General features: G+C 71.3%; 22 protein-coding genes. 15 read left to right on the forward strand and 7 right to left on the reverse strand.

The features are described 5' to 3' along the window. Positions 1 to 49 precede the first annotated feature (49 nt). From ABTW64_RS12620 to ABTW64_RS12630, 3 genes are read left to right on the forward strand one after another with little or no spacing between them, the layout of a single operon-like run. On the forward strand, positions 50 to 1,555 hold the full coding sequence (locus ABTW64_RS12620) for a PspC domain-containing protein (protein WP_350622934.1): 1,506 nt from the start codon (positions 50 to 52) through the stop codon (positions 1,553 to 1,555). Beyond that, on the forward strand, positions 1,548 to 1,844 hold the full coding sequence (locus tag ABTW64_RS12625; RefSeq protein WP_350622936.1) for a hypothetical protein: 297 nt from the start codon (positions 1,548 to 1,550) through the stop codon (positions 1,842 to 1,844). Before ABTW64_RS12620 ends, ABTW64_RS12625 begins: the two co-directional genes overlap by 8 nt. Positions 1,845 to 1,884: 40 nt before the next feature. Beyond that, positions 1,885 to 5,463: a TM0106 family RecB-like putative nuclease gene (locus ABTW64_RS12630; RefSeq protein WP_350622938.1), complete on the forward strand. Its 3,579-nt coding sequence runs from the start codon at positions 1,885 to 1,887 to the stop codon at positions 5,461 to 5,463. Here the strand turns inward: ABTW64_RS12630 and upp are convergent. Next, positions 5,448 to 6,080 carry a uracil phosphoribosyltransferase gene (gene upp, locus ABTW64_RS12635; protein WP_350622940.1) on the reverse strand — a complete coding sequence of 211 codons (633 nt, stop codon included), beginning with the start codon at positions 6,078 to 6,080 and terminating at the stop codon, positions 5,448 to 5,450. The two genes, ABTW64_RS12630 and upp, sit on opposite strands and share 16 nt — an antisense overlap. Positions 6,081 to 6,138: 58 nt before the next feature. Here upp and ABTW64_RS12640 point away from each other — a divergent pair, with 58 nt between their 5' ends. Together ABTW64_RS12640 and ABTW64_RS12645 are read left to right on the forward strand one after the other, a co-directional pair. Further along, positions 6,139 to 6,600 carry a nucleoside deaminase gene (locus ABTW64_RS12640; RefSeq protein ID WP_350622942.1) on the forward strand — a complete coding sequence of 154 codons (462 nt, stop codon included), beginning with the start codon at positions 6,139 to 6,141 and terminating at the stop codon, positions 6,598 to 6,600. Between the two features lie 32 nt (positions 6,601 to 6,632). Continuing rightward, the gene (locus ABTW64_RS12645) at positions 6,633 to 7,019 is read left to right on the forward strand and encodes a DUF1304 domain-containing protein (RefSeq protein ID WP_350622944.1); all 387 of its coding nucleotides are present in this window, start codon (positions 6,633 to 6,635) and stop codon (positions 7,017 to 7,019) included. 9 nt (positions 7,020 to 7,028) lie between these two features. Here ABTW64_RS12645 and ABTW64_RS12650 read toward each other — a convergent pair whose 3' ends face one another. Genes ABTW64_RS12650 through ABTW64_RS12660 form a run of 3 tightly spaced genes read right to left on the reverse strand, consistent with a single transcriptional unit; the run spans position 7,029 to position 9,258 of the window. Next, the gene (locus ABTW64_RS12650) at positions 7,029 to 7,322 is read right to left on the reverse strand and encodes a DUF503 domain-containing protein (RefSeq protein WP_350622946.1); all 294 of its coding nucleotides are present in this window, start codon (positions 7,320 to 7,322) and stop codon (positions 7,029 to 7,031) included. Between the two features lie 8 nt (positions 7,323 to 7,330). Next, entirely contained in the window at positions 7,331 to 8,260 is a 930-nt protein-coding gene (locus ABTW64_RS12655) for an LLM class F420-dependent oxidoreductase (RefSeq protein ID WP_350623253.1), read from the reverse strand. Between the two features lie 29 nt (positions 8,261 to 8,289). Continuing rightward, on the reverse strand, positions 8,290 to 9,258 hold the full coding sequence (locus tag ABTW64_RS12660) for a cation diffusion facilitator family transporter (RefSeq protein ID WP_350622948.1): 969 nt from the start codon (positions 9,256 to 9,258) through the stop codon (positions 8,290 to 8,292). 108 nt (positions 9,259 to 9,366) lie between these two features. On the opposite strand from ABTW64_RS12660, the gene proC reads away from it, so the two are divergent. Next, on the forward strand, positions 9,367 to 10,239 hold the full coding sequence (gene proC / locus ABTW64_RS12665) for a pyrroline-5-carboxylate reductase (RefSeq protein ID WP_350622950.1): 873 nt from the start codon (positions 9,367 to 9,369) through the stop codon (positions 10,237 to 10,239). 60 nt (positions 10,240 to 10,299) lie between these two features. Here the strand turns inward: proC and ABTW64_RS12670 are convergent, their stop codons facing one another. Both ABTW64_RS12670 and ABTW64_RS12675 read right to left on the reverse strand, forming a co-directional pair. Then, entirely contained in the window at positions 10,300 to 10,971 is a 672-nt protein-coding gene (locus ABTW64_RS12670; RefSeq protein ID WP_350622952.1) for a potassium channel family protein, read from the reverse strand. After that, complete coding sequence (locus ABTW64_RS12675; protein ID WP_350622954.1) at positions 10,964 to 12,403, reverse strand: TrkH family potassium uptake protein; 1,440 nt, start codon at positions 12,401 to 12,403, stop codon at positions 10,964 to 10,966. Before ABTW64_RS12675 ends, ABTW64_RS12670 begins: the two co-directional genes overlap by 8 nt. 117 nt (positions 12,404 to 12,520) lie before the next feature. Between ABTW64_RS12675 and ABTW64_RS12680 the strand changes: the two genes are divergently transcribed. From ABTW64_RS12680 to ABTW64_RS12720, 9 genes are all read left to right on the forward strand, one after another. Then, positions 12,521 to 12,934 (forward strand): ArsR/SmtB family transcription factor, encoded by a 414-nt coding sequence (locus ABTW64_RS12680; protein ID WP_350622956.1) that lies wholly within the window; start codon positions 12,521 to 12,523, stop codon positions 12,932 to 12,934. A gap of 435 nt (positions 12,935 to 13,369) precedes the next feature. Next, positions 13,370 to 14,968: a choice-of-anchor G family protein gene (locus ABTW64_RS12685; RefSeq protein ID WP_350622958.1), complete on the forward strand. Its 1,599-nt coding sequence runs from the start codon at positions 13,370 to 13,372 to the stop codon at positions 14,966 to 14,968. After that, positions 14,853 to 18,149: a hypothetical protein gene (locus tag ABTW64_RS12690; RefSeq protein WP_350622960.1), complete on the forward strand. Its 3,297-nt coding sequence runs from the start codon at positions 14,853 to 14,855 to the stop codon at positions 18,147 to 18,149. Before ABTW64_RS12685 ends, ABTW64_RS12690 begins: the two co-directional genes overlap by 116 nt. A gap of 73 nt (positions 18,150 to 18,222) precedes the next feature. Beyond that, positions 18,223 to 19,569 (forward strand): copper amine oxidase, encoded by a 1,347-nt coding sequence (locus tag ABTW64_RS12695; RefSeq protein ID WP_350622962.1) that lies wholly within the window; start codon positions 18,223 to 18,225, stop codon positions 19,567 to 19,569. A gap of 333 nt (positions 19,570 to 19,902) precedes the next feature. After that, entirely contained in the window at positions 19,903 to 20,094 is a 192-nt protein-coding gene (locus ABTW64_RS12700; protein WP_350622963.1) for a helix-turn-helix domain-containing protein, read from the forward strand. 138 nt (positions 20,095 to 20,232) lie between these two features. Next, the gene (locus ABTW64_RS12705; RefSeq protein ID WP_003792170.1) at positions 20,233 to 20,331 is read left to right on the forward strand and encodes a 30S ribosomal protein bS22; all 99 of its coding nucleotides are present in this window, start codon (positions 20,233 to 20,235) and stop codon (positions 20,329 to 20,331) included. An 89-nt stretch (positions 20,332 to 20,420) separates the two neighbouring features. Beyond that, positions 20,421 to 20,714: a rhodanese-like domain-containing protein gene (locus ABTW64_RS12710; protein WP_350622964.1), complete on the forward strand. Its 294-nt coding sequence runs from the start codon at positions 20,421 to 20,423 to the stop codon at positions 20,712 to 20,714. A gap of 10 nt (positions 20,715 to 20,724) precedes the next feature. Next, positions 20,725 to 20,997: a glutaredoxin family protein gene (locus ABTW64_RS12715; RefSeq protein ID WP_350622966.1), complete on the forward strand. Its 273-nt coding sequence runs from the start codon at positions 20,725 to 20,727 to the stop codon at positions 20,995 to 20,997. 44 nt (positions 20,998 to 21,041) lie between these two features. Further along, positions 21,042 to 21,341 (forward strand): Dabb family protein, encoded by a 300-nt coding sequence (locus ABTW64_RS12720; RefSeq protein WP_350622968.1) that lies wholly within the window; start codon positions 21,042 to 21,044, stop codon positions 21,339 to 21,341. 5 nt (positions 21,342 to 21,346) lie between these two features. On the opposite strand, the gene ABTW64_RS12725 is transcribed toward ABTW64_RS12720, so the two are convergent. Continuing rightward, positions 21,347 to 23,020, reverse strand: a complete 1,674-nt coding sequence (locus ABTW64_RS12725) for an FAD-binding dehydrogenase (protein WP_350622970.1) — start codon at positions 23,018 to 23,020, stop codon at positions 21,347 to 21,349. Positions 23,021 to 23,025: the final 5 nt, after the last annotated feature.

The following is a 23,025-nucleotide window of genomic DNA, read 5'->3' on the forward strand; positions in this document are numbered from 1 at the left end:
GGGGAGTCCCTCATAGAGCGCACCCTCGCTCAGACGGCACGATCGGAACATGACCGAATCCACGACCGCCACGACGGCGCCCGAAGCCGGCGCCGTGCCGTCGCCCGCGTCTCCGGGCGCCGCCGACACGGCGCACGAGGCCCGCGTGTTCACCTGGATCCGATCGCTCGGGTTCCAGCGCGGCCACGGGTGGGCCGGGGGGATCTGCGTGGCCATCGCGGACCGGATCGGCATCGACGCGACCGTGGTGCGCGGGATCGCGGTGGTGGCCACGGTGCTCGGGTTCCCCCTGCTGTGGATCTACGCGCTGGCCTGGGCCGTGCTGCCCGATGATCGCGGCCGAATCCCGCTGCGGATGCGCGCCGGATCCGGGCCGGCGCTGCTCGGCGCAGCCGGTCTGGTGGTGCTCGCCGTCGTCCACGTCACACTCGGCATCTCCGCGGTCGAGGCTTTCGCCTGGTCGTCGTTCCCCGGCCGATTCGTCTGGGAGCTGACCGAGTGGGCGCTGTGGCTCTCGGTCCTCGGGGCGATCGCGGTGGTCATCGCGTGGTTCGCGCGCCGGCGTCGGCCGGCGCGCGCGGACTTCCCCCGACAGGGGGATGACGGCGGGGTGTCGGGCACAGCCGCCGTCTCCGGCGGGGCGACTTCGGGTGTCGCCCCGCCCCCTTCCTCTGCATCGCCGGTGCCGGCGCCGGCGCCGGAGCCGCCCGAGCCGCTGTCGGATCTCGCGTCGGCGGCCGACCTCGACGCGTGGCGGGCCCAGCACGCCGCCTGGCGCGAGCAGCATGACGAGTGGCGCCGGCGACAGCTCGAGGGCGACGCGGTCGCCGCGGCCGAGGATCGCGCGCGCCGCGAGGCCGAGCGTGCCGCGTTCCGGGCGGAGGCGGCGCGACTGCGGGCCGAGAGGCGGGCGACCAGGCCGCGCACCTCCATCCCCTTCGTCGCGATCACCTTCGGCACCGCGCTCATCGGCGCGACCGCCGTGTGGCTGGCCTTCCAGCCGAATGCGGCCGAGCGGGCGTGGCCGGCGGCCGTGCTCACGGGGGCGGCCGTCGTGGCGCTTGCGATGATCCTGGCCGGCGTGGTCCGGCGGCGCAGCGGATTCCTGGCGTTCGTCGCCGTGGTCCTGCTGGCGATAGGGGGGAGCGGCCTCGCGGTGCACGCCGTCGACGACCTCGTGGGACCCGGCCGCTACGTACCCCTGAGGCAGGGCGACGACACCATCGCGCAGCCATTCGGCGAGCTCTCGCTGGAGGTCGCGAGCGACGCGCGCGGCAGCGGCGTCACCCGCATCGAGAAGGGCACGGGAACGGTCTACATCGCGGTCTATCCCGGCGTGGACGTGCGCTTCGAGACCACAGGCGAGGAGGGCGAGGTGACCGTCACGCGGTACGGCGAGGAGTGGGCGTATCTCGGGGAGCAGCGGCTGACCCCGCGCGGCGGTCGATTCGAGTGGAGCCGTCGCGACCAGCCCGGTTCCGCCGTGCGCACGATCGTGCTCGATCAGCCCGAGGTGGATGTGCGGATCGACGTGTATGAGGACGGGGATGAGTGACGTGAATCAGCCGACGGTCCGCTGGGCGGGCATCATCTGGGGGACGGTGCTCGCGCTCCTGGCCAGCACGGGCATCCTGCTGCTGGCGCTGCCCGTCGCTCTCGACCAGGTGTTCGCGAACGTGCGGCCGTGGCTGTTCGGGCTGCGGCCCGAGTGGTTCGGCGCGGTCGTGCCGCTCGTGCTCGGGGTGCTGGCGGTCGCGCTCGGCGTCGGCGTCGCCATGTGGCGTCGGCGCCGAGAGCCGGGCCCCCGGGTGAGCGCCTCGCACGACGTGACCGAGGAGTCCTGACGGGACCGCGGATGTCGGTGGCCGCGTCTAGCCTCGGAACGTGCGATACATCGAGTCCGAGCAGCGCGTCGTCTGGAGCGCGAGCGACCTGAAGGCCGCCGCCGAGTGCGAGTTCGCGTGGCTGCGCAGGCTCGACGCGAAGCTCGGGCGAGTGGCCGAAGTCGAGGAGCCCGAGGACGAGATGCTCGAGCGGGCCGCGCGGCTGGGCGATGCGCACGAGGCCCGCGTGCTCGAGCAGTATCGCCGCGACGTCGGCGCCGGCGTGATCGAGATCGCCGCCACGCGCGCCGGCGACGAGGACGGGATGGAGTCGGCGGTCGACGCCACCGTGCGCGCGCTGCGGGATCCGGATGCCCGCCTCGTCTTCCAGGCCGCGTTCTCGACGCCCGAGTTCGTCGGGTTCGCCGACTTCCTGTTCCGCCAGGGCGATGGTCGGTGGCGGGTGCAGGACTCCAAGCTGGCCCGTCGCGCCAAGGTCACGGCGCTCATGCAGCTCGCCGCGTACGTCGATCAGCTCGACCGGCTGGGAGTCCCGCGGTCCGGCGAGGTCGACCTGCTGCTGGGAGACGGCAGCACCTCGACGCACCTCGTGGACGATCTCATGCCGCTGTTCCGCGTGCGCCGCGCCCGCCTCCGCGCGCTGATCGCCGACCGTCGCCTCGACCTGGGCGCGACCGGCGAGCCCGTCGCGTGGGGCGATCCTCGGGGCGATCTCGCCGTGGTCGCGTGCGGGCGCTGCGCCACGTGCGAGCAGGAGGTCGTCGCCGCCCGTGACCTGCTGCTGGTCGCCGGCATGCGGCCGGTGCAGCGCGAGCGGCTGCGCGCCGCCGGCATCCGGTCGATCGACGAGCTCGCTCGCGCCGACGCCGCGCCCGCGGGCATGAACCCCGACACATTCGTCGGCCTGCGCACCCAGGCTCGCCTGCAGATCGCCAGCCCGGCCGGCGTTCCGGCCCCGGACGGCGCCTCGGACGACGCCGCGCCCCTCTTCGAGGTGGTGATGCCCGAGGCGCTCGCCACGATGCCGCGGCCCGACCTCGGCGACATCTTCTTCGATTTCGAGGGAGATCCGCTCTACACCGAGCCGGACGCGACCGGCGACCGCTGGGGCATCGACTACCTCTTCGGCTGGGTCGATCTGCGCGAGCAGTACACGCCCCTCTGGGCGCACACGTTCGCGGATGAGAAGCAGGCGCTCGAGCGGTTCTGCGACTTCGTCGCGGCCCGCCGGGCGGCGCATCCCGACATGCACATCTACCACTACGCACCGTACGAGCCGACGCACCTCGCTGCCATGGCCGCGCGGCACGGCGTGCGCGAGGCCGACGTCGACCGGATGCTGCGCGACGAGCTCTTCGTCGACCTCTACCCGATCGTGCGGCGCGCGCTGCGCGTGGGCTCGCGCTCGTACTCGATCAAGAAGCTCGAGCCGCTGTACATGGGCGCCGAGGTGCGCACGCAGGACGTCAAGCAGGGCGGCGACTCGATCCTGCGCTACGTGGAGGCGCGCGAGCTGCTCGCCGCGGGGGAGACGGCTGCGGCGCAGGTCGTGCTCGACGACCTGGCCGACTACAACCGCTATGACTGCGTGTCGACGCGCCGCCTGCGCGACTGGCTCGTCGAGCGCGCTCGCGAGTCGGGCATGGTGCCCGCACGGCGCGACGATCACGAGGCCTTCACGTACGAGCCCTCACCGCTCGCGCTCGCGCTGGCGGCCCGGGCGGACGAGCGCGACCCGGATGCCGCGGATACCGTGGCCCTTCGGCTGGGGGCAGCGGCCATCGACTACTACCCGCGCGAACGCAAGAGCTTCTGGCAGGGGCACTTCCAGCGCCTGCGCGAGCCGCTCTCGCTCTGGGCCGACACGCGCGACGTCGTCTCGGTCGATCCCGTTCGCAGCCGCGTGCTTCACGACTGGGACGTGCCCGAGGGCGGCCGCGCGGTGCGCCGCGTCGTCGAGCTGCGCGGAGATGTCGCGCCCGGCACCAGGCTGAAAGAGGGAGCGCAGCCCTTCCTGCTCTATCCCCGCCCCGCGCCGTTCGAGGCCGACGCGTCGTCGCGCTGGGTCCATGTCGCCCGCAGCACCGAGGTGGTCGCTGAGCTGGAAGACGGTGTCGTCGTATCCGAGACCTCGATCGGCGGCATGACGTGGCACGAGCTGCCCGTCGCGGTCGCGCCGGCGGCTCCGCCGCAGGCAGGCAACCAGCAGAAGTCGATCGACGCGTGGGCGGAGCGGCTGCTCGCGGATGCGGGTTTCCCCGAGGACCCGGCCACCGACATCCTGCGCCGTCGGCCGCCGCGCACGCGTTCCGGCGCGCTGCCTGGTTCGATCGGCGACGACGTCTCCACGATCGTCGCGGCCGTGCGAGACCTCGATCGCAGCTACCTCGCGGTGCAGGGGCCTCCCGGCACGGGGAAGACCTACGTCGGCTCGCACGTCATCGCCCAGCTCGTGCAGCAGCACGGCTTCAAGGTCGGCGTGGTCGCCCAGTCGCATGCGGTCGTCGAGAACATGCTCGACCGCGTGGTCGACGCGGGCGTGCCCGCATCGCTGGTCGGCAAGGCGCTCAAGTCGGGCACGACGGGGGCCGAGCCCGCGTTCACGGTGATCCAGAAGAACGGCGTGCCCGCCTTCGCGGCGGAACGGCCCGGCGGATACGTGATCGGCGGCACCGCGTGGGACTTCGCGCACGAGGCGCGGGTGCCGCGCGGCAGCCTCGACCTGCTCGTGATCGACGAGGCGGGGCAGTTCTCGCTCGCCTCGACGATCGCGGTGTCGCTCGCCGCCACGCGCCTCCTGCTGCTGGGAGACCCGCAGCAGCTGCCGCAGGTGAGCCAGGGCACGCATCCCGAGCCCGTCGACACCTCAGCGCTCGGATGGGTGATGGCCGGCGAACAGGTCATCCCCGCGACCCACGGCTACTTCCTCGCACGGTCGTGGCGGATGCACCCTGCGGTGTCGGCCGCGGTGTCCCATCTGTCGTACGCCGGCCGCCTGGCATCGCACGGCCCGGCCGCGATGCGCGAGATCGAGGGCCTCGAGCCCGGCCTGCACGTGCTCCCCGTGCGCCATCACGGCAACGCCACGGAATCGCCCGAGGAGGCCGCCGAGGTGGTGCGCGTCGTGCAGGATGTGCTCGGGCGCGCGTTCACCGACATCCGCATCGGACACGGCGGCACCGGCACCGCGTGCCCACCGCGACCGCTGACCCAGGCCGACGTGATCGTCGTCGCGCCCTACAACGCCCAGCAGCAGTGCGTCGAGCGGGCGCTCGCCGCGGCGGGGCTGACCGAGGTGCGCGTGGGCACGGTCGATCGCTTCCAGGGCCAGGAGGCGGCGGTGTCGATCGTGACGCTCGCGGCGTCGAGCGGCCGCGACGCCCCGCGGGGCAGTGACTTCCTGCTGCTGCAGAACCGCCTGAACGTGGCGGTGTCGCGCGCCAAGGTGGCGGCCTACCTCATCCACTCGCCCGCGCTGCTCGACGACCTGCCGCACACGCCGGAAGGCGTCGCACGGCTCAGCGCGTTCGCGCGCCTCGTCGGCGCGGCGGAGGAGGAGAGGGGCGCGCATGCGGTCGCGCAGGCGCCGCTCGAGCGCGTGGATCAGACGGTGCCGTAGAGACGGTCGCCGGCGTCGCCGAGACCGGGCACGATGTAGCCCTTCTCGTTGAGGCGCTCATCGAGCGCGCCCAGCACGAGCGTGACGTCGCGGCCGTCGACCTGCTTCTGGATCGCCTCCACGCCCTCGGGCGAGCCCAGCAGGCACACCGCGGTGACGTCCTGCGCGCCGCGCTGGAACAGGAACTCGATCGCCGCGCCCAGCGAGCCGCCGGTCGCGAGCATGGGGTCGAGCACGAAGCACTGCCGGTCGCTCAGGTCGTCGGGCAGGCGCTCGGCGTAGGTCACCGGCTCGAAGGTCTTCTCATCGCGCGCCATGCCGAGGAAGCCGACCTCGGCCGTGGGCAGCAGGTTGACCATGCCCTCGAGCATGCCGAGCCCGGCGCGCAGGATCGGAACGACCAGCGGCCGAGGATCGCTGATCTTCACGCCCGTCGTGCGCGTGACGGGCGTGTCGATCTCGAACGGCTCCACCCGCACGTTGCGCGTCGCCTCGTAGGCGAGCAGCGTGACGAGCTCGCCGGTCAGCTGGCGGAACACCGGCGACGGGGTGTTCCTGTCGCGCAGCACCGTGAGCTTGTGCGTGATGAGCGGGTGGTCGGCGACGTGCAGGCGCATGGTCCCAGGCTACCGGGCATGCCTGCGTCCGCCTCGTGCGAACCGTAGGCTCGACTGCATGCAGCCCGAGCTCCGCGACGTCGACGCGATGCGCCGGGCGCTGGCGCTCGCCGACGCGGCGTCGACGGCGGGGGAGGTTCCGGTCGGCGCGATCGTGCTCGACCCGTCGGGGGCGGTGATCGGCGAGGGGCGTAACCGGCGCGAACTCGACCACGACCCGTCGGCGCACGCCGAGGTCGTCGCGATGCGCGAGGCAGCCCGGGCGATCGGGTCGTGGAACCTGGATGGCTGCACGCTCGTCGTCACCCTCGAACCCTGCCTGATGTGCGCCGGCGCGCTGCTGCAGGCGCGCCTCTCGCGGCTCGTCTTCGGGGCGTGGGACGACAAGGCCGGGGCTGCCGGATCGATGTACGACGTCGTGCGCGACCGGCGCCTGCCCTACCGCGCCGAGGTCGTGGGCGGCGTGTGCGAGGCCGAGGCCCAGGCCCAGCTGCGCGCGTTCTTCGAGGCCCGCCGCTGACCGGGCTGACCCGGCGGCGCTAGCGTGGGCGCATGCTGATCGGCGCCATCGTGTTCGCCGCCCTCGCGGCCCTCGTCCACGGATACATCTTCGTGCTCGAGACGCTGCGCTGGGAGGCGCCGCGCACGCGTGCCATCTTCCGCACCAGCGAGCGCGACGCGGCCACCACAAGGCGGCTCGCCGCCAACCAGGGCGTCTACAACCTGATGCTCGCGGTCGTCACGGTCGTGGGGATCCTGCTGGCGCTGCCGGCTCCGGCCGTGGGTGCCGCGCTCATCCTGGTGGGCACGGGATGCATGCTGGGGGCCGCGGTGTATCTCGCGGCGTCCGACCCCCGGATGCTGCGCGCGGCGGCGACACAGGGGGCGTTCCCCCTGATCGCGGTGGTGCTCACCGTCGCGACGTTGTTCGCCGGCTGAACCGCGCCGTCAGTCGTCGCTCGAGGCGAGTCCGCGATGCGCCGACAGCAGCGTGATCTCAGGTCGTTCGGCCAGCAGGCGCTCGGCGCGGTCGAGCACGTCCCGCACGTGCGCGGGATCGGCAGCCACGACCGAGACCCCGATGCGGGCCCGCCGATGCAGGTCGTGGTCGCCGACCTCGGCGGCGGAGGCCTCCGTGCGGCGGCTCAGCTCGGCCAGGATCGGACGGATCACCGACCGCTTCTCCTTCAGCGAGCGCACGTCGCCGAGCAGGATGTCGAACTCGATCCAGCCGATCCACATGGAGCACCTCAGGTGGGCAGCTGGGGCAGCACCTCTTCGCCCAGGTAGGCGAGCTGATCGAGGTCTGTCATATCCATGAGCTGGAAGTAGACGCGCTCGGCCCCCAGCTCGACGAGCCGGGCGACCTTCTCGACGATCTCGCCGGCCGATCCGCAGATGTTCGTGTCGTTGCGGAAGCCCGTGAGGTCGCGCCCGATGGCCATCGCGCGCCGTTCGAGATCGTAGAGCGACGGCCCCGCGAGCGTGGGCAGCGCGACCGACAGCTTGAGCGTCTCCGGGTCGCGATCGATCCGCTCGGCGGCGGCAAGCACGCCGGCGAACTTGTCGGCGATCACCATCTCGGGCTGGAAGCCGATGTTGAACTCGGTCGCGTGCGCCGCCGCGAGCGCGGGCGTGCGTCGAGGGCCGCCGCCGCCCACGATCACCGGGATGCGGGGCTGCGTCGGCTTCGGCAGGGCGGGGGAGCCGGTCAGCTCGTAGTGCGCGCCGCGGAAGCTGAATCGCTCGCCCGGCGGCGTGGCCCACAGGCCGTTCACGATCTGCAGCTGCTCCTCGAGCAGGTCGAAGCGCTTCTCGGGGAACGGGATGCCGTAGGCGCGGTGCTCGGCCTCGAACCATCCGGTGCCGAGACCGAGCTCGGCACGGCCGCCCGACATCTCATCGACCTGGGCCACCTGGATGGCGAGGACGCCCGGAACACGATAGGTGATCGACGAGACGAGAGTGCCGAGCCGGATGCGCTCGGTCTCGCGGGCCAGCCCCGCGAGCGTCGTCCAGGCGTCGGTCGGCCCGGGCAGACCGTCGCTGTCGCCCATGGCCAGGTAGTGGTCGGAACGGAAGAACCCGTGGAAGCCCAGGCGCTCGGCCGTCTGTGCGAACACGCGCTGGGTGTCGTAGCTCGCGCCCTGCTGGGGCTCGGTGAAGACGCAGTACTCCATGCTCATGACTCGCCGCTCGCGCTCCCGCCTCAGTCCGACGACTTCAGGATCACGGCCTCGGTCGGCAGGGACTCGCCCGCGGGGCGGTAGACATCCGGTTCGAGATAGATGATGCGCGCGATCGGCACGGCTTCCCGGATGCGCTTCTCGACGGTGTTGATGTCGGCCGCGACCTCGAACAGCGACTTGTCGCGGGGCAGTCCGACCTTCGCTGCCACGAGCAGCTCCTCGGGGCCGACGTAGAGCGTCTTGATGTGGATGAGCTTGTCGACCTCCGGGCCCTTCTCGATCGCGGTGACGATCCGGTCGAAGTCGCCCACCGTGGCGCCCTCTCCCACCAGCAGGCTCTTGGTCTCGATGCCCAGCACGATCGCCACCAGGATCAGCAGGGCGCCGATCATCAGGGTGCCCAGGGCGTCGAAGAAGGTGTTGCCCGTGATGATGGTCATGCCCACGCCGAACAGGGCGAAGATCAGACCCAGCAGGGCCGCGACGTCCTCGAGCAGCACGACCGGCAGCTCCGGCGCCTTGGCCCGCCGCACGAACGACACCCACGACTGGCCCTTCTCCCGCACCAGGTTGCTCTCCTTGACCGCGGTACGCAGCGAGAACGACTCCAGGCCGATCGCGACGACCAGGATCACCACGGGCAGCCACTGCCACTGCGGGTCGAGCTCGTGCGGGTGCGTGAGCTTCTCGACGCCCTCGTAGATCGAGAAGAGACCGCCCACCGAGAACAGGATGATCGCGACGACGAACGCGTACACGTAGCGCTCGCGACCGTAGCCGAAGGGGTGCTCGCGGTCGGCCGAGCGCTGCGCGCGCTTTCCGCCGAGCATCAGCAGCAGCTGGTTGCCCGAGTCGGCGACCGAGTGGATCGCCTCGGCCAGCATCGACGCCGAGCCGGACAGAAGCCAGCCGATGAACTTCGCGATCGCGATGCCCATGTTGGCCAGGAAGGCCGCCAGGATCGCCTTGCCACCGCCGTGTGCACTCATGGGCCTGAGTCTATGGCGAGGCGGCGACATCGTCGGGGAGCCTTGCGCCGACGGCGTCCCGCGGCCAGGCGCCCGCGGCCGCCGGTGCCGGCTCCCTAGAATCGGAGCATGGCTGACACGCTGCCCTCGCTCGCGTTCCTCGGTGCCGGTTCGATGGGCGGCGCCATCCTGCGAGGCGTCGTCGCCAGCGGGATCCCGGTCGACGGCGGCATCGTCGCGACCAACCGCACCGCCGACAAGGCGGCCGAGCTGGCCGCGCTCGACGATGTGCGCAGCATCGCGCTGGAGCGCGAGCCCGAGGGCAACGCGCGCGCCGCAGCCGAGGCGCGCGTGCTGCTGATCGGGGTGAAGCCCGCCATGGTGCCCGACCTCCTGCGCGAGATCGCCCCGCACGTGCGCGACGACGCGATCGTGGTCAGCCTGGCTGCCGGTGTCACGCTGCAGACCTTCCGCTCGATCCTGGGCGAGGGCGTGACCGCGCTGCGCTCGATGCCCAACACCCCGTCGCTCGTCGGCAAGGGCGTCACGGGCCTCGCGGCCGGCCCGGGCACCGCGCCCGAGGAGACCGCGATCGCGCGCCGCCTGTTCGAGACCGTCGGCACGGTGATCGAGCTGCCGGAGGAGCGCATCGACGCCCTCTCGACGATCTCGGGCTCCGGCCCCGCTTACGTCTTCCTGTTGATCGAGGAGCTCACGCGCGCCGCGATGGACCGCGGCTTCGACGAGCAGGATGCCCGCACGATGGCCGAGGGCACGTTCATCGGCGCCGCCGCGCTGCTCGAGCACACCGGCGAGGATCCCGCCGAGCTGCGCCGCCGGGTGACCAGCCCCAAGGGCACGACCGAACGCGCCGTCGCGGTGCTCGAGCGCGCCGACCTGGGCGGGATCTTCCGCGAGGCGACCGCCGCGGCCCTGGCCCGCGCCAAGGAGCTCGCGGGAGAGGCTCCGCCTGTCACCGAGGCGATCGCGCGCTCCGAGTGAGGGGACCGGTCGCCGCAGACGCGAGCGGCGCCCGAGCGGATGCGGGACGCGCGAGCGACGTCATCTGTCGAGGGCCGCGAAGCGCTCGACGTCGGCGTTGGAGCCCGACACGATGATGAGGTCGTGGTTCGTGACGACCGTGTTCGCCTCCGCGTAGCGGAACGGCTTGCCGGGGCTCTTGATGCCCACGACCGTGACGTTGTACTTGGTGCGCACGCCCGACTCGTTCAGCCCGACGCCGCGCACGAACTTGGGCGGATACATCTTGGCGAGCACGAAGTCGTCGTCGAACCGGATGAAGTCGAGCATGCGGCCGCTCACAAGGTGGGCGACGCGCTCCCCGGCCTCGCGCTCGGGATAGATGACATGGTTCGCGCCGACGCGGGCCAGGATCTTGCCGTGCGACTGCGACACCGCCTTGGCCCAGATCTGGGGCACCTTGAGGTCGACGAGGTTCGCGGTGATCAGCACGGACGCCTCGATGCTCGAGCCGACCGCGACGACCGCCACCTGGAAGTCCTGCGCTCCGATCTGCTTGAGCGCCTCGATGTTGCGGGCGTCTGCCTGCACGGTGTGGGTGACGCGCTCCGACCACTTCTGCACCAGGCCGAGGTCGGCGTCGATCGCGAGCACATCGCGGTCGAGCCGGTCGAGCTCGCCGGCGCATGCGGCGCCGAACCGGCCGAGGCCGATCACGAGGACGGGAGCGTCGCTGCGGATCTGCTCAACCAACGATCGGCCTCTCGACGGGCAGCGAGTAGTGCTGCGAACGGGACGTCGCCGCGACCGCGGCGGCGAGTGTCACTGTACCAACGCGGCCCATCACGATCGTCACGGCGAGCACGTAGGTGGCGGGGTCGGGGAGCGTCGCCGTCAGCCCCGTCGACAGGCCCACCGTCGCGAAACCCGAGATGACGTCGAACAGCACCTCGGCGATCGGCGCCTTCGTGATCTGGGCGATGACGATGGTCGCGAGCGCCACGATGGTGGCGCCCCACGCGAGCACCGCGACGGCGACGCGCTGCACGTCGCTCGGGATGCGTCGGCCGAACGCCTCGACGCTCGAGCGGCCCTTCGCCTCCGACCACACCGCGAGGGCGAGCACGGCGAGCGTGGTCACCTTGATGCCGCCCGCCGTCGACGCCGACCCGCCGCCGACGAACATGAGCATCGATCCGACCACCATCGACGAGCCGTTGAGCTCGCCGATGTCGATCACCGAGAAGCCGCCCGAGCGCGTCATGGCCGACAGGAAGAACGCCTGGAACGTCGTGTCCCACGCATCCCGGGTGCCGAACGTGCCGGGGTTCTCGTACTCGAGCGCGAGGAACGCGGCGGCACCGAGCACGAACAGGATGACCGTGGTCACGAGCGTGAGCTTGACGTGCAACGCCCAGCGGCGCGGCTCGAGGAGCTGCTTCGAGAGGGCGTAGATCACCGGGAACCCGATGCTGCCCAGGAACACGCTCAGCATGAGCACGCTCATGAAGAAGTAGTCGTACTGGAACGCCTCCAGCCCCCGGTCGTTGAGGGTGAAGCCGGTGTTCGTGAACGACATCGCGGCGTACTCGGGGGCGATCCAGAGCGCGTCGATCCAGCTGTATCCCGCGCGCACGATCGGCAGGTACAGCAGCACCGCGACGGCACCCTCGATGATGACGGTCGAGAGGGCCACGGTGCGCAGCAGCTGGCCGACCTCGCCGAGGCGCACGGTCTGGCTCTCGCTGACCGGGCCGCCGTGCGAGCGCAGGGGATTGGTGTCTCCCGCCGCGATGAGCTTGGCCCGCAGGCCCAGTCGCTTCGACACGATCAGCCCGAGCATCGACGCGAGCGTGAGGGCGCCCATGCCGCCGATGTTGACGCCGACGAAGATGACGCCCTTGCCGAACGGCGACCAGTGCGATGCCATGTCGACCGTGGTGAGCCCGGTGACGCAGATCGTCGAGACCGCGGTGAAGAGCGCGTCGGCCAGCCGGGTGACCTGCCGGTCGGCCGACGCGATAGGAAGCGACAGCAGCGCCGTGAAGATCAGGATCAGCGTGACGAACACGAGGATCGCGAAGCGCGACGGCGAGGACGTGGCGAAATCGCGGAAGAAACCGCCGACCGCACGTCCGAAGCGGTTCCATGCCTCACGGGGCACGGAAGACGCGGTCGGCGCCATGCACATCCCCCTCGGTCTATCGCGCGGCCCTGAGCCGAGCCCGCCGACCGCACGAATGGGTGCGCGCCCGGGCCCGTGACATGGTACTCCGCTGGCTGCGCGGCTACCCTAACCAGCATGGCGGACATCTTCGACGTGATCGCGGACGGCACGAGGCGCGAGATCCTGCAGCTGCTGCTGCGACGTTCGTCGGAGGCCGACACCGGCACCAGCGTGTCGCAGATCGTCGCGGCGCTCGGGGTCAGCCAGCCCACGGTCTCGAAGCACCTCAAGGTGCTGCGCGAGGCGGGACTCGTCTCGGTGCGCGAGGAGGGCCAGCACCGCTATTACAGCCTCTCGCCGGCTCCGCTCGAGCAGGTGGACGACTGGCTGGTGCCGTTCTTCGTCGAAGAGGGCGACTTCGAGGACGTCGCGGCTCTCGAGGCGCCGCAGCTGCCCGAGCCCGCGGCCCGCGCGGCCGAGGCCGTCGGCCGTGCCGCCGCATCCGCCAAGAGCGTGGTGCAGACCGCGCTGAAGCGTCTCGGCGCCTGAGCTTCCCACCCGAAGCGGGCAGCTGCATGCGCGCGGCGGCATGCGACGATGACGCCGGGATATCGGCTCCGCCTGTGACCTCGAGCGTGGCCCGCAGTCACGATGGCGCGCGCGGAGCTGCGCCGCGAGCGGTTCGACGTCGAGCCTCGGTCCCGGCGTGGGGAGGCGCTCCGCAGAGCCGGCCGTGGGGGTGACCGCGCTGTCGGCGAATTCTCAGGAAGGGGTGGACATGGCCCTTCGGATACCGCAATACTGACAGCGCAGTGGTGCTCATCGGCGTGTGCCGATCCTGGGGGGCCCGCTTTTCGAGAGAAAAGGGGGAGGATCATGCAGGTCCACCGTGTGCTGTCGCGTCTGCGTGGCAGTCGGAGTGATGCAGAACGGCGCGGCAGGGGGAGCCTCGTCGCGGGGACGGCCGTCGCCACCGTCGCGGCGATGGGTATCGCTGCGACCGGTGTGGCGTTCGCGGCCGGGCTCGACAGCTATCCGAGCGATCCGGCCGAAGCGGAGGCCAGCGTCCTGGGATCGAGCATTCTGGACGCCGAGCTCGTCGGCGGGGCGGATTCCGAGGCCGGATTCCCGACGAACCCGGGCCCCGTCACCTCCGACATCCTCAATGCCGAGGTGCTCGGCTCCCAACTCGTCGATGTGGGAGGCATCCAGCTCCCGCTCGACCAGATCATCGACTTCGGCCAGCTTGGCGCGCTGCTCAGCCAGTCGACCGCGTCGGACGAGTTCAACGGCGAAGCCATCTCGGGCCTGGCCGGAGGTGACGGCGCCGTGACTCTCGATGGCTCGAACGCGGACTTCGGCACAGCGACGATCGACCTGCTCTCGCTGTTCGAGGCCGCTGGCGTCGCCGGCGTGACCGACCTCGCCCTCGACCAGGCCGACCTCCTGCTGGGGGCGGGCGGCGCTCACGTGCAGGCGATCGACGGCGTGTTCCAGGACCCCGACGGCGTCGGCGGATTGGGCCAGTACCGCGTCGCCGAGGCCAGCCTGCTGCTGCACTCGCAGCTCATCGACGACGCCGCCGACATGATGTACACAGCCATCGGCAGCTTCGAGACGCAGATCCGCGACTCGATCAACAGCATCTTCGACCTCGGCACGATCCTCGGCGCCACCGGCGTCTCGGCGGACGTCCAGATCAACTCGGACATCCAGCAGCAGGTCTTCTCTGAGCTGCTCGAGCAGCCGATCTGCTCCTCGGTGACCGTGGACCCGGCTGCGGGCGAGAACGTCTGCGACACGGAGAACACCATCCTGTCGATCGACTTCGGAACCGGTACCGCCACCATCCACCTGGACAACATCATGGACGGCGAGCGCCCGGACGACCCTGAGCGCCCGACCGGCATCAACAACCAGGACCCGAACACGGAGCTGATCGACGACGAGATCTACCCGATGGTCGCCGAGTCGGTGCACGACGTGATGAATGCGGCGCTCGACATCGCCGCCGGTGCGGTGGAGAACGCGCTGAACGCCATCACGATCGACATGACGTTCACCGTTCCGAACGCGACCAAGTCGCTCTCGCTGGGCCTGAACGGCGACATCATCGCCGAGACGGACTGCGTCGGCAGCGGTATCACCGGAACCGTGGCGTGCACCACGCTGAACGCGGCGATGACCACGGTGATCCGTCCCGCGCTCACCGCGATCGTGGCGCCCGCGCTGCAGACGCTGCTGGACAACGGCGCTCAGGCGATCTTCGACGTGGCTATCGGCGACGTGAAGACGAACGCCATCACCGTGCCGGTCCGTCAGGTGGTCGAGCCCATCCTGGAGCTCGCCGCGCAGGTGCTGTCGGTGCAGCTCAACCACCACGTGACCGAGTCGTGCACGCTGCCCGACGGCACCGAGGCGATCAGCAGCCTTGAGGTGTCTGCGCTGAGCATCGGCCTTCTGCAGGGTGCCGGGTCAGACGGCGCCGCGCATCGGCCTGGGCAATGCCGGCGTCCGAGTGGATGCCTGTCGCGCGCTGGCCGCTCCGGCGCTCGAGGTCGAGACGCCGCTCGTTCCCGGTGACTGCGCGGTCGTGACGTCGAGCGGTTGGACGCCCGGAGTCGACGTCACGCTCCAGCTGACCGACGCGGAGGGCAACCCCGTGGGTGAGCCGGTCGTCGTCGCCGCGGACGCCGAGGGCGCCCTGCCCGCGGACACGTGCGTGACGATCCCGGAGGGCACGGCCCCCGGCGACTACACGGTCGTCGCGGCCGACCCGGATGGAAACGCCGCCGAGGCGGTCGTGACCGTCTACGACCCGGCCCTCGAGGTGCAGACTCCGGTTCTGCCGCAGGACTGCGCCGCGATCACGTCGAGCGGATGGCTGCCCGGCGCGGCCGTGAGCCTGCAGCTGACGGATGCCGACGGCAAACCCGTGGGCGACCCCGTCGCGGCGACAGCGGATGAGAACGGCTCGCTTCCGACGGACACGTGCGTGCCCATCCCCGAGGGCACGGCCCCTGGGGATTACACGGTCATCGGCACGGACGACAACGGAAACACCGCCGAAGGTCCGGTGACGGTCGCGGCGCCCGGCACGCCGGTCCTGGACGCTTCGTCGCCGGCACCCGCCGGCACGGACATCACGGTCGCTTCGGGCGGCTGGGACCCTGAGACCGACGTGACGCTGCAGTTGGCGGACGCCGATGGAAACGCGGTGGGCGACCCGGTGGTCGTCACGACCGACCCGAACGGCGACGTCCCGGCCGACACGGTCGTGCCCGTCCCGGCTGACGCGCCGCCGGGCGATTACACGCTCACGGCCACAGATCCCGACGGCACCTCTGCGGAGGACGTCGTCGAGGTCTACGCGCCCACCCTGGAGGCGACCACGCCGGTCGCAGCGGGCTCCTGCACCACGGTGACCTCCGGCGGATGGATCGGCGGCTCCACGGTGACCCTGCAGCTGGTGGACGGCGCGGGTGCCCCGGTGGGTGCGGCCGCGGAGGTCGCGGCTGACGCTGACGGCGACGTTCCGGCGGACACTTGTGTGACGGTCCCGGAGGGCACGGCCCCCGGCGACTACTCGGTGGTGGGTTCCGATGCGAACGGTGCGGAGGTGTCGGCTCCGGTTGAGGTGTCGGAGGTGGTGCTGACGCCGACGCTGGAGGCGTCGTCGCCGGTTCCGGCCGGTGGGGAGTCTGAGCTGACCTCTGGTGGCTGGCTGCCGGAGTCGGTGGTGTCGTTCCAGTTGCACGCGGCTGATATGACGGCGGTGGGCGATCCGGTCGAGGTGACCACCGACGCCGACGGGGGTGTTCCGGCTGGGACGGTGGTCCCGGTTCCGGCGGACGCGGTCGCGGGTGAGTACACGGTGGTCGGGACGGACGCGGACGGCAACGACGCGGCGGCGCCGGTGGCGGTCTACGCTCCAACGCTGGAGGCGTCGTCGCCGGTTCCGGCGGGGGGTGAGAGCGCGATCACGTCGACCGGGTGGCTGCCCGAGTCGGAGGTCACGCTCCAGCTCACGGACGCCGACGGCAACCCCGTGGGCGACCCCATCACGGTGACCACGGACGCGAACGGCGACGTTCCGGCCGACACCGTCATCCCGGTTCCGACCGACCTGGCGCCGGGGGCGTACACCGTGGTCGCGACGGACGAGAACGGGGCCGAGCTGGCGGCGCCGCTCGAGATCGAGGAGGCCGCGGCGCTCGCACCTGTGCTGGAGGCGTCGTCGCCGGTTCCGGCCGGTGGGGAGTCGGAGGTCACGTCCGGCGGCTGGGCCGCGGAGTCCGAGGTCACGCTGCAGCTGCTCGATGGCGACGACGTCGCACTCGGCGACCCCGTCGTGGTGACCACCGATGCCGACGGCGATGTTCCGGCCGGCACGGTCGTTCCCATCCCCGCCGACGCGGCGGCGGGCGACGGCTATGCGGTCAGCGCCGCCGACGGAGAGGGCAACACCGTCTCGGCTGCGGTCGAGGTCTACGCCCCGACGCTCGTGGCTTCGTCTCCGGTCCTGGCCGGAGGCGCGACTGCGATCACGTCGGGGGGCTGGCTGCCGGCCTCCGAGGTCACGCTCCAGCTGGTCGACGGCGACGGGGCTCCGGTGGGCGAACCGGTCACGGTCACGGCCGACGCCGACGGCGACGTGCCGGCTGGTGTGGTCGTCGCGGTTCCGGATGACGCGGTGCCCGGTGACTACACCGTGGTCGCCTCGGACGAGACCGGCGCGGAGGTGGAGGCGCCGCTCACCGTGGCCCTCGCGAGCGCGCTGCCGCTGTTCATCGCCATCCAATCGCCGGTCGCGGCCGGCGAAGAGGCGGCGGTGACCGACTCAGCGGGGTTCACGCCCGGCGCATCCGTCTCGTTGCGCATGCTCGCAGCGAGCGGTGAAGAAGTCGTCGAGCCCGTGACGGTGACGGCGGATGCCGATGGGCAGCTGCCCGAGGGCACGAGCCTGGCGGTGCCGCTGGCAGCCGAGGCGGGTGTCTACGACGTCGTCGCCGAGGACGCCGGGGGCGAGCAGTTCGCCACCGCACTGGCGGTCTACGCGCCGACGTTCGACGTCACCTCCCCGGTTCCGGCCGGCGGTGACGCGGGCATCACGTCGGGGGGCTGGCTGCCCGACTCGCAGGTCACGATCACGGTGACCGACCCGGCCGGAGCAGCCGTCGGTGACCCGATCGTGGTCACGACAGCGGGGGACGGCAACCTGCCCGCGGGCACCGTGATCTCGTTCGCGGTCGATGCAGCGCAGGGCACCTACGTCGTGACGGCCACCGACGCGGAGGGCGCAGCGCGCTCCGACGAGGTGCTCGTCACGGCGAGCCTCATCGGCGCCGACTGCAGCGACCCGAGCATGACCCTCACCCCGGCCGTGGCAGCGCCCGGTGATCGGGTGACGGCCCGCGGCACCGGCTTCGCGGCCGGAACCGTGGCGTCGGTGCAGCTGTTCGACGCCGAGGGCGATGCCGTTCTGCGCGTGCCGGTGCTCGTCACCGTCGGCGCCGACTGCGGCTTCGAGGTCGATGTCACCGTTCCGGTGGCGACCGAGCCCGGGGACTACACCGTGGTCGTCGAGGACGGCGACGGCGGCGCGGCGGAGGGCGCGCTCCGTGTCGTCGCGAGCCGCGGGGCGTGGGGACTGGCGTCCACGGGTGGCGCGCTCGGTCCGGTGGCGCCTGTCGGGATGCTGCTGCTCGGCGCCGGCGCCGCGCTTGTGATCGCTCGTCGGAAGGAGGCGATCGCGAAGGACTGACCCCCCAGACCGGCGGCGGCCTTCCGAGAGCGGGCCGCCGCCGGTCCTTTCCGTACGCAGGAGCCATATGCGCGTGACCAGAGCGGTGATAAGGCTGACCGCCCTCGTGGTGATGTCGGCGGCCGCGGCGAGCGTGGTCTCGTGCACCTCGGAGACGAGGCCGGTATCCGCTGTGCCGGCCTCTGCCGCGCCCGCGCCGCCCTGCGCACAGGGCGAGGCGCTGGGCATCGCCTTCGATTCGGGAAGCGCGTGGTCGCTCTGCTGGGGTGTCGACCCTCGACGCGGCCTCGTGCTGACCGACATCCGCTTCACGCCGACCGGAGGGCGGGCGGTTCTCGTCGCGAAGCAGCTGGCACTCGCGCAGCTGGAAGTCCCATACGACACCGGCGAACGCACCACGTATGACCTCACAGAGGCCGGATTCGGCAGCGCGAAGATGCAGACGCTGACCGAGACCGAGTGTCTCGGCGAACGGATCGCCACGGACATCCCTGACATCGGCGACGGCACCTTCGGCGACATCGAGCGCCGCCCTGTGCTGTGCGCGGAGGATCTCGACGGCGGCATCGCGTATCGCTCCGCCGACGGGCCGCTGCAGGTGGACCGTCGCCGCGAGTGGAGATTGTCGACCATCTCGAAGGTCGGCTGGTACGAGTACATCTCGGAGTACTCGTTCGGCTCGGACGGCGTCATCCGGTCGCGTCTGGGAGCGACCGGCGACATCTCGCCGTTCGACTTCACCGACCACGACCATGGGGCGGCCGTCGGCGAGGGCGACACGGCACACGCAGCCAGTCATGCGCACAACGCCGTATGGCGTGTCCATTGGGCGCTGGACGACCCCGGCGCGCTCGCTGTCGAGCAGTACGACGCGGCGCCGACATCGGCGAGCGGAACGGAGTCCCGGATCCTTGACGGCACCTTGCAGCGCATCCCCGAGCCGACGACGGCGGCGTGGGTGGATCGGCGCTGGTGGCGCGTGGTGGCGCCAGACGTGCGCAATGCGGATGGACACCCCATCTCGTACCAGATCGAGCTCGACAAGTCGGACTCCTTCGTCTTCACCGAGGACCACGCGCGCGGCGGTACAGACGGATATGACGTCGCGTTCACCAACGCGGATGACTGCGAGTTGCTGGCGGCGCGCAACAGCGCAGGCTGCGGGGCGGGCGTCCCGGACTATGTCGCGGCGGGCGCGGGCGAGTCCTTGCGCGACGTGGTGTCGTGGATCGCCGTCGGGTTCCACCACGTCGTGCGTGATGAGGACCAGTCGCCAATGGATGTGCACTGGCAGGGGTTCGCCCTGATACCGCGTGATGTGACGGCGCAGCGCGTCGGCGTTCCTGATGCCCGTGAGGCGGTCAACGGGGTGCCGGACAACGCCTGGACGGAACTCGACGAGGACGAAAACGGGGGGTAAAAGCCCCTGTTCGTTGCACATCATCGACAAAGCCGGGTAGCCAACGCATCCAGAATATGGATATATTCACAGAGGACGCACTGGAGCATCATGCGGCGCGCGACCCCAGCGCTCGCCTCGTTGAGGCTCGGGGCGGGGGGATGCCCCGCCGGTGGGTTGATCAGTGGCCGAGAGCGCGCTGGTCGACCCACCGGTTTCATGAGCTCGCGCACCACGACGCGGATATGTCGACATATCCCCAGCGCCAATCACAGTCGTCACAGCGGCCACTCAGGTTTACATCAGACCCGCTGACCCCCTAAAGTGAACGGCAGTTGAAGAGGGGGAGGCCCTGTGCCTGAGATGCCGGATGTGCGGTTTCTGACCGTCGCCGAGGTCGCCGAGATCATGCGCGTGTCCAAGATGACCGTGTACCGGCTCGTCCACGCGGGTGAGCTGCCCGCCGTGCGTTTCGGCCGCAGCTACCGCGTCCCCGAGTCTGCCGTGACGGAGGCGCTGCAGCGCCCCATCGCCGACGTCGGCTGAGGCCCGCGCGGCGACATCCGGCGGCCCGCAGGCTCGACTCGCCGCATAGGGTAAACTGTCCCGAAGGCACGCTTCCGCTGTGCTCGATCCCGGACGCCGCCAGCTCGGCGTCCAACCCCCTGACATCGTGAGGTTTCCATGGGTTCTGTCATCAAGAAGCGCCGCAAGCGCATGGCGAAGAAGAAGCACCGCAAGCTGCTTCGCAAGACTCGCCACCAGCGTCGCAACAAGAAGTAAGCGACTGCAGCCACTGACGCCGGTCCCGTTTCGGGCCGGCGTTTCTGGTGTCCGGGGCCGGTGAGCCCGCCGTCTGTCACGATGGACGTATGAACGAGATCTCGGTGCAGGAGCTCCACGCCCGCAAGGATGTCCCGCTGGTCGACGTGCGCGAGGTGCACGAGTTCGAGGCGGGCCACGTGCTCGGGGCCGTCAACATCCCCATGTCGCAGCTGGGAGAGCGCATCGGCGACCTGCCGGCCGAGCCGTTCGACGTGATCTGCGAGCTGGGAGGCCGCTCAGGCCGCGTCGTCGAGGCGCTGAGCCAGCGCGGGTATGAGGTGACCAACGTCGCCGGCGGCACGAGCGCATGGCGCGAGGCCGGCTACCCCGTCGAGCTCTGACGGGCGCGGCGTGACGACCCTCACCCTGATCGGCAGGTCGGGCTGCCACCTGTGCGACGTCGCGCGCGACGTGGTCGACCAGGTGCTCGCCGACCTGCCCGACGAGGTGGCGGAGCGCATCGAGGTGCGCGAAGCGTCCATCCAGGACGACCCGGCCCTGTACGACCTGTGGTGGGAGAAGATCCCGGTCGTGCTCATCGACGGGCAGCTGCACGGGCATTGGCGGGTCTCGCCCGACCGCCTGCGCGCCGCGCTCGATGAGGCCGCGTCCGCCCCCGCCTGATCCGCGCCCCGATCCTGATATCTGACCCGAACAAGGAGAACCGGATGATCCGCCACATCGTGCTGTTCGAGCTCACCACGACCGACCCCGCGGAGAAGGACGCCCAGGTCGAGGCCGCGCGGGTGGCGCTCGAGGGGCTCGTGGGCGTCGTGCCGGGTCTGCGGTCGATGCAGGTGTCGCGCAATGTCGCCTACGACGGTCGCAACGCCGACTTCATCCTGATCGCCGATTTCGACGACCTCGCGGCGCTCGAGGCGTACCAGGTGCATCCCGAGCACGTGAAGGCCGCCGACTACATCGGCACCATCCGCTCGGCGCGCTACGCCATCGACCTCGAGGTCTGAGCGGTTCAGCCCACCGCGGCGGCCGCGGCGCGGCCCGCCACCCGGCCGGAGAACAGGCAGCCCCCGAGGAACGTGCCCTCCAGTGCGTTGTAGCCCATCATCCCGCCGCCGCCGAACCCGGCCACCTCGCCGGCCGCGTACAGGCCCGGGATGGGCGTGCCCGATCCGTCGGGCGACGGCTCCAGGCACCGGCCCCGCAGGTCGGTCTCGAGCCCGCCGAGCGTCTTGCGCGACAGGATGTGCAGCTTGACCGCGATGAGCGGCCCGGCTTTCGGGTCGAGCAGGCGGTGGGGCTTGGCCACCCGCACGAGCTTGTCGCCGAGATAGGTGCGCGCGCCGCGCAGCGCGGTGACCTGCGCGTCCTTCGAGAAGGGGTTGGCGATCTCTCGATCCCGCGCCTCGACGAGGCGGCGCAGCGCCTCTTCGTCGATCCGCGGTCCGGTCGGCTCGGCCTGCGCGAGGCGGTTCATGCCGGCGACCAGCTCGGTCAGCGTGTCGGCCACCACGAAGTCCTCGCCGTGCTCCTTGAACGCCTCCACGGGCCCGGGTGCACCGGAGCCCAGGCGCTGCAGCAGCAGCTTCATGTCGCGGCCCGTCAGGTCCGGGTTCTGCTCCGATCCCGAGAGGGCGAACTCCTTCTCGATGATCCTCTGGGTGAGCACGAACCATGAGTAGTCGTAGCCCGTGCCGCGCAGGTGCTTCAGCGTGCCGAGCGTGTCGAAGCCCGGGTGGTAGGGGGCGGGCAGACGTCGGCCGGTCGCGTCGAGCCACAGCGACGACGGCCCGGGCAGGATGCGGATGCCGTGGTTCTGCCACACCGGGTCCCAGTTGCGCAGGCCCTCGACGTAGTGCCACATCCGGTCGGGGTTGATGACGCTCGCCCCGGCGTCCTGCGTGAGGCGCAGCATGCGGCCGTCCACGTGCGCCGGCACGCCGCTGACCATGGAGCGCGGGGGAGTGCCGAGCCGCTCGGGCCAAGCGGCGCGCACGAGGTCGTGGTCGCCGCCGATGCCGCCTGACGTCACGATCACGGCCTGCGCATGCAGCTCGAACTCGGCCACCGCGACGCGGCTGGACGGACGCCCGCGGGCGACGTCGCTCGGCTCGAGAACGGCGCCCCGTACGCCCGTGACGGCGCCCCCGTCGCGCACCAGCCCGTCGACCCGGTGCCGGAACGCGAACCGGATGCGACCCGCCTCCGCGTGCGTGCGCACCCGCCTCTCGAACGGCTCCACGACGCCCGGGCCGGTGCCCCAGGTGATGTGGAAGCGCGGCACCGAGTTGCCATGCCCGCCGGCGGTGCCGTCGCCGCGCTCCGCCCACCCGACCACGGGGAAGATGCGGTGGCCCATCGTCCGCAGCCACGCGCGCTTCTCGCCCGCGGCGAAGTCGAGGTACGCCTCGGCCCACGCTCGGGGCCAGCGGTCCTCGGCGCGATCGAACTGCGCGCTGCCGAACCAGTCCTGCCGGGCCAGCTCGAGCGAGTCGCGCACGCGCATCCTGCGCTGTTCGGGGCTGTCGATCAGGAACAGGCCGCCGAGACTCCAGAACGCCTGGCCGCCGAGGCTCTGCTCGCCCTCCTGATCCACGAGCACGACCGAGCGACCGGCATCCGCCGCCTCGGCCGCTGCCACGAGTCCGGCGAGCCCGGCTCCGACGACGACGATGTCCGCATCCACGGATC

The organism is Microbacterium sp. NPDC096154 (assembly GCF_040302945.1).
GTDB lineage: Bacteria > Actinomycetota > Actinomycetes > Actinomycetales > Microbacteriaceae > Microbacterium.

What these genes read in the sequence shown, in the direction of transcription:
- ABTW64_RS12720 (WP_350622968.1), top strand. Translation starts at nt 21,042, where the DNA reads ATGATCCGCCACATCGTGCTGTTCGAGCTCACCACGACCGACCCCGCG.
- ABTW64_RS12655 (WP_350623253.1), bottom strand. Translation starts at nt 8,260, where the DNA reads ATGGAGTACTGCGTCTTCACCGAGCCCCAGCAGGGCGCGAGCTACGAC.
- ABTW64_RS12705 (WP_003792170.1), top strand. Translation starts at nt 20,233, where the DNA reads ATGGGTTCTGTCATCAAGAAGCGCCGCAAGCGCATGGCGAAGAAGAAG.
- ABTW64_RS12625 (WP_350622936.1), top strand. Translation starts at nt 1,548, where the DNA reads ATGAGTGACGTGAATCAGCCGACGGTCCGCTGGGCGGGCATCATCTGG.
- ABTW64_RS12675 (WP_350622954.1), bottom strand. Translation starts at nt 12,403, where the DNA reads ATGGCGCCGACCGCGTCTTCCGTGCCCCGTGAGGCATGGAACCGCTTC.
- proC (WP_350622950.1), top strand. Translation starts at nt 9,367, where the DNA reads ATGGCTGACACGCTGCCCTCGCTCGCGTTCCTCGGTGCCGGTTCGATG.
- ABTW64_RS12680 (WP_350622956.1), top strand. Translation starts at nt 12,521, where the DNA reads ATGGCGGACATCTTCGACGTGATCGCGGACGGCACGAGGCGCGAGATC.
- ABTW64_RS12620 (WP_350622934.1), top strand. Translation starts at nt 50, where the DNA reads ATGACCGAATCCACGACCGCCACGACGGCGCCCGAAGCCGGCGCCGTG.
- ABTW64_RS12640 (WP_350622942.1), top strand. Translation starts at nt 6,139, where the DNA reads ATGCAGCCCGAGCTCCGCGACGTCGACGCGATGCGCCGGGCGCTGGCG.
- ABTW64_RS12645 (WP_350622944.1), top strand. Translation starts at nt 6,633, where the DNA reads ATGCTGATCGGCGCCATCGTGTTCGCCGCCCTCGCGGCCCTCGTCCAC.
- ABTW64_RS12660 (WP_350622948.1), bottom strand. Translation starts at nt 9,258, where the DNA reads ATGAGTGCACACGGCGGTGGCAAGGCGATCCTGGCGGCCTTCCTGGCC.
- ABTW64_RS12710 (WP_350622964.1), top strand. Translation starts at nt 20,421, where the DNA reads ATGAACGAGATCTCGGTGCAGGAGCTCCACGCCCGCAAGGATGTCCCG.
- upp (WP_350622940.1), bottom strand. Translation starts at nt 6,080, where the DNA reads ATGCGCCTGCACGTCGCCGACCACCCGCTCATCACGCACAAGCTCACG.
- ABTW64_RS12650 (WP_350622946.1), bottom strand. Translation starts at nt 7,322, where the DNA reads ATGTGGATCGGCTGGATCGAGTTCGACATCCTGCTCGGCGACGTGCGC.
- ABTW64_RS12685 (WP_350622958.1), top strand. Translation starts at nt 13,370, where the DNA reads ATGGGTATCGCTGCGACCGGTGTGGCGTTCGCGGCCGGGCTCGACAGC.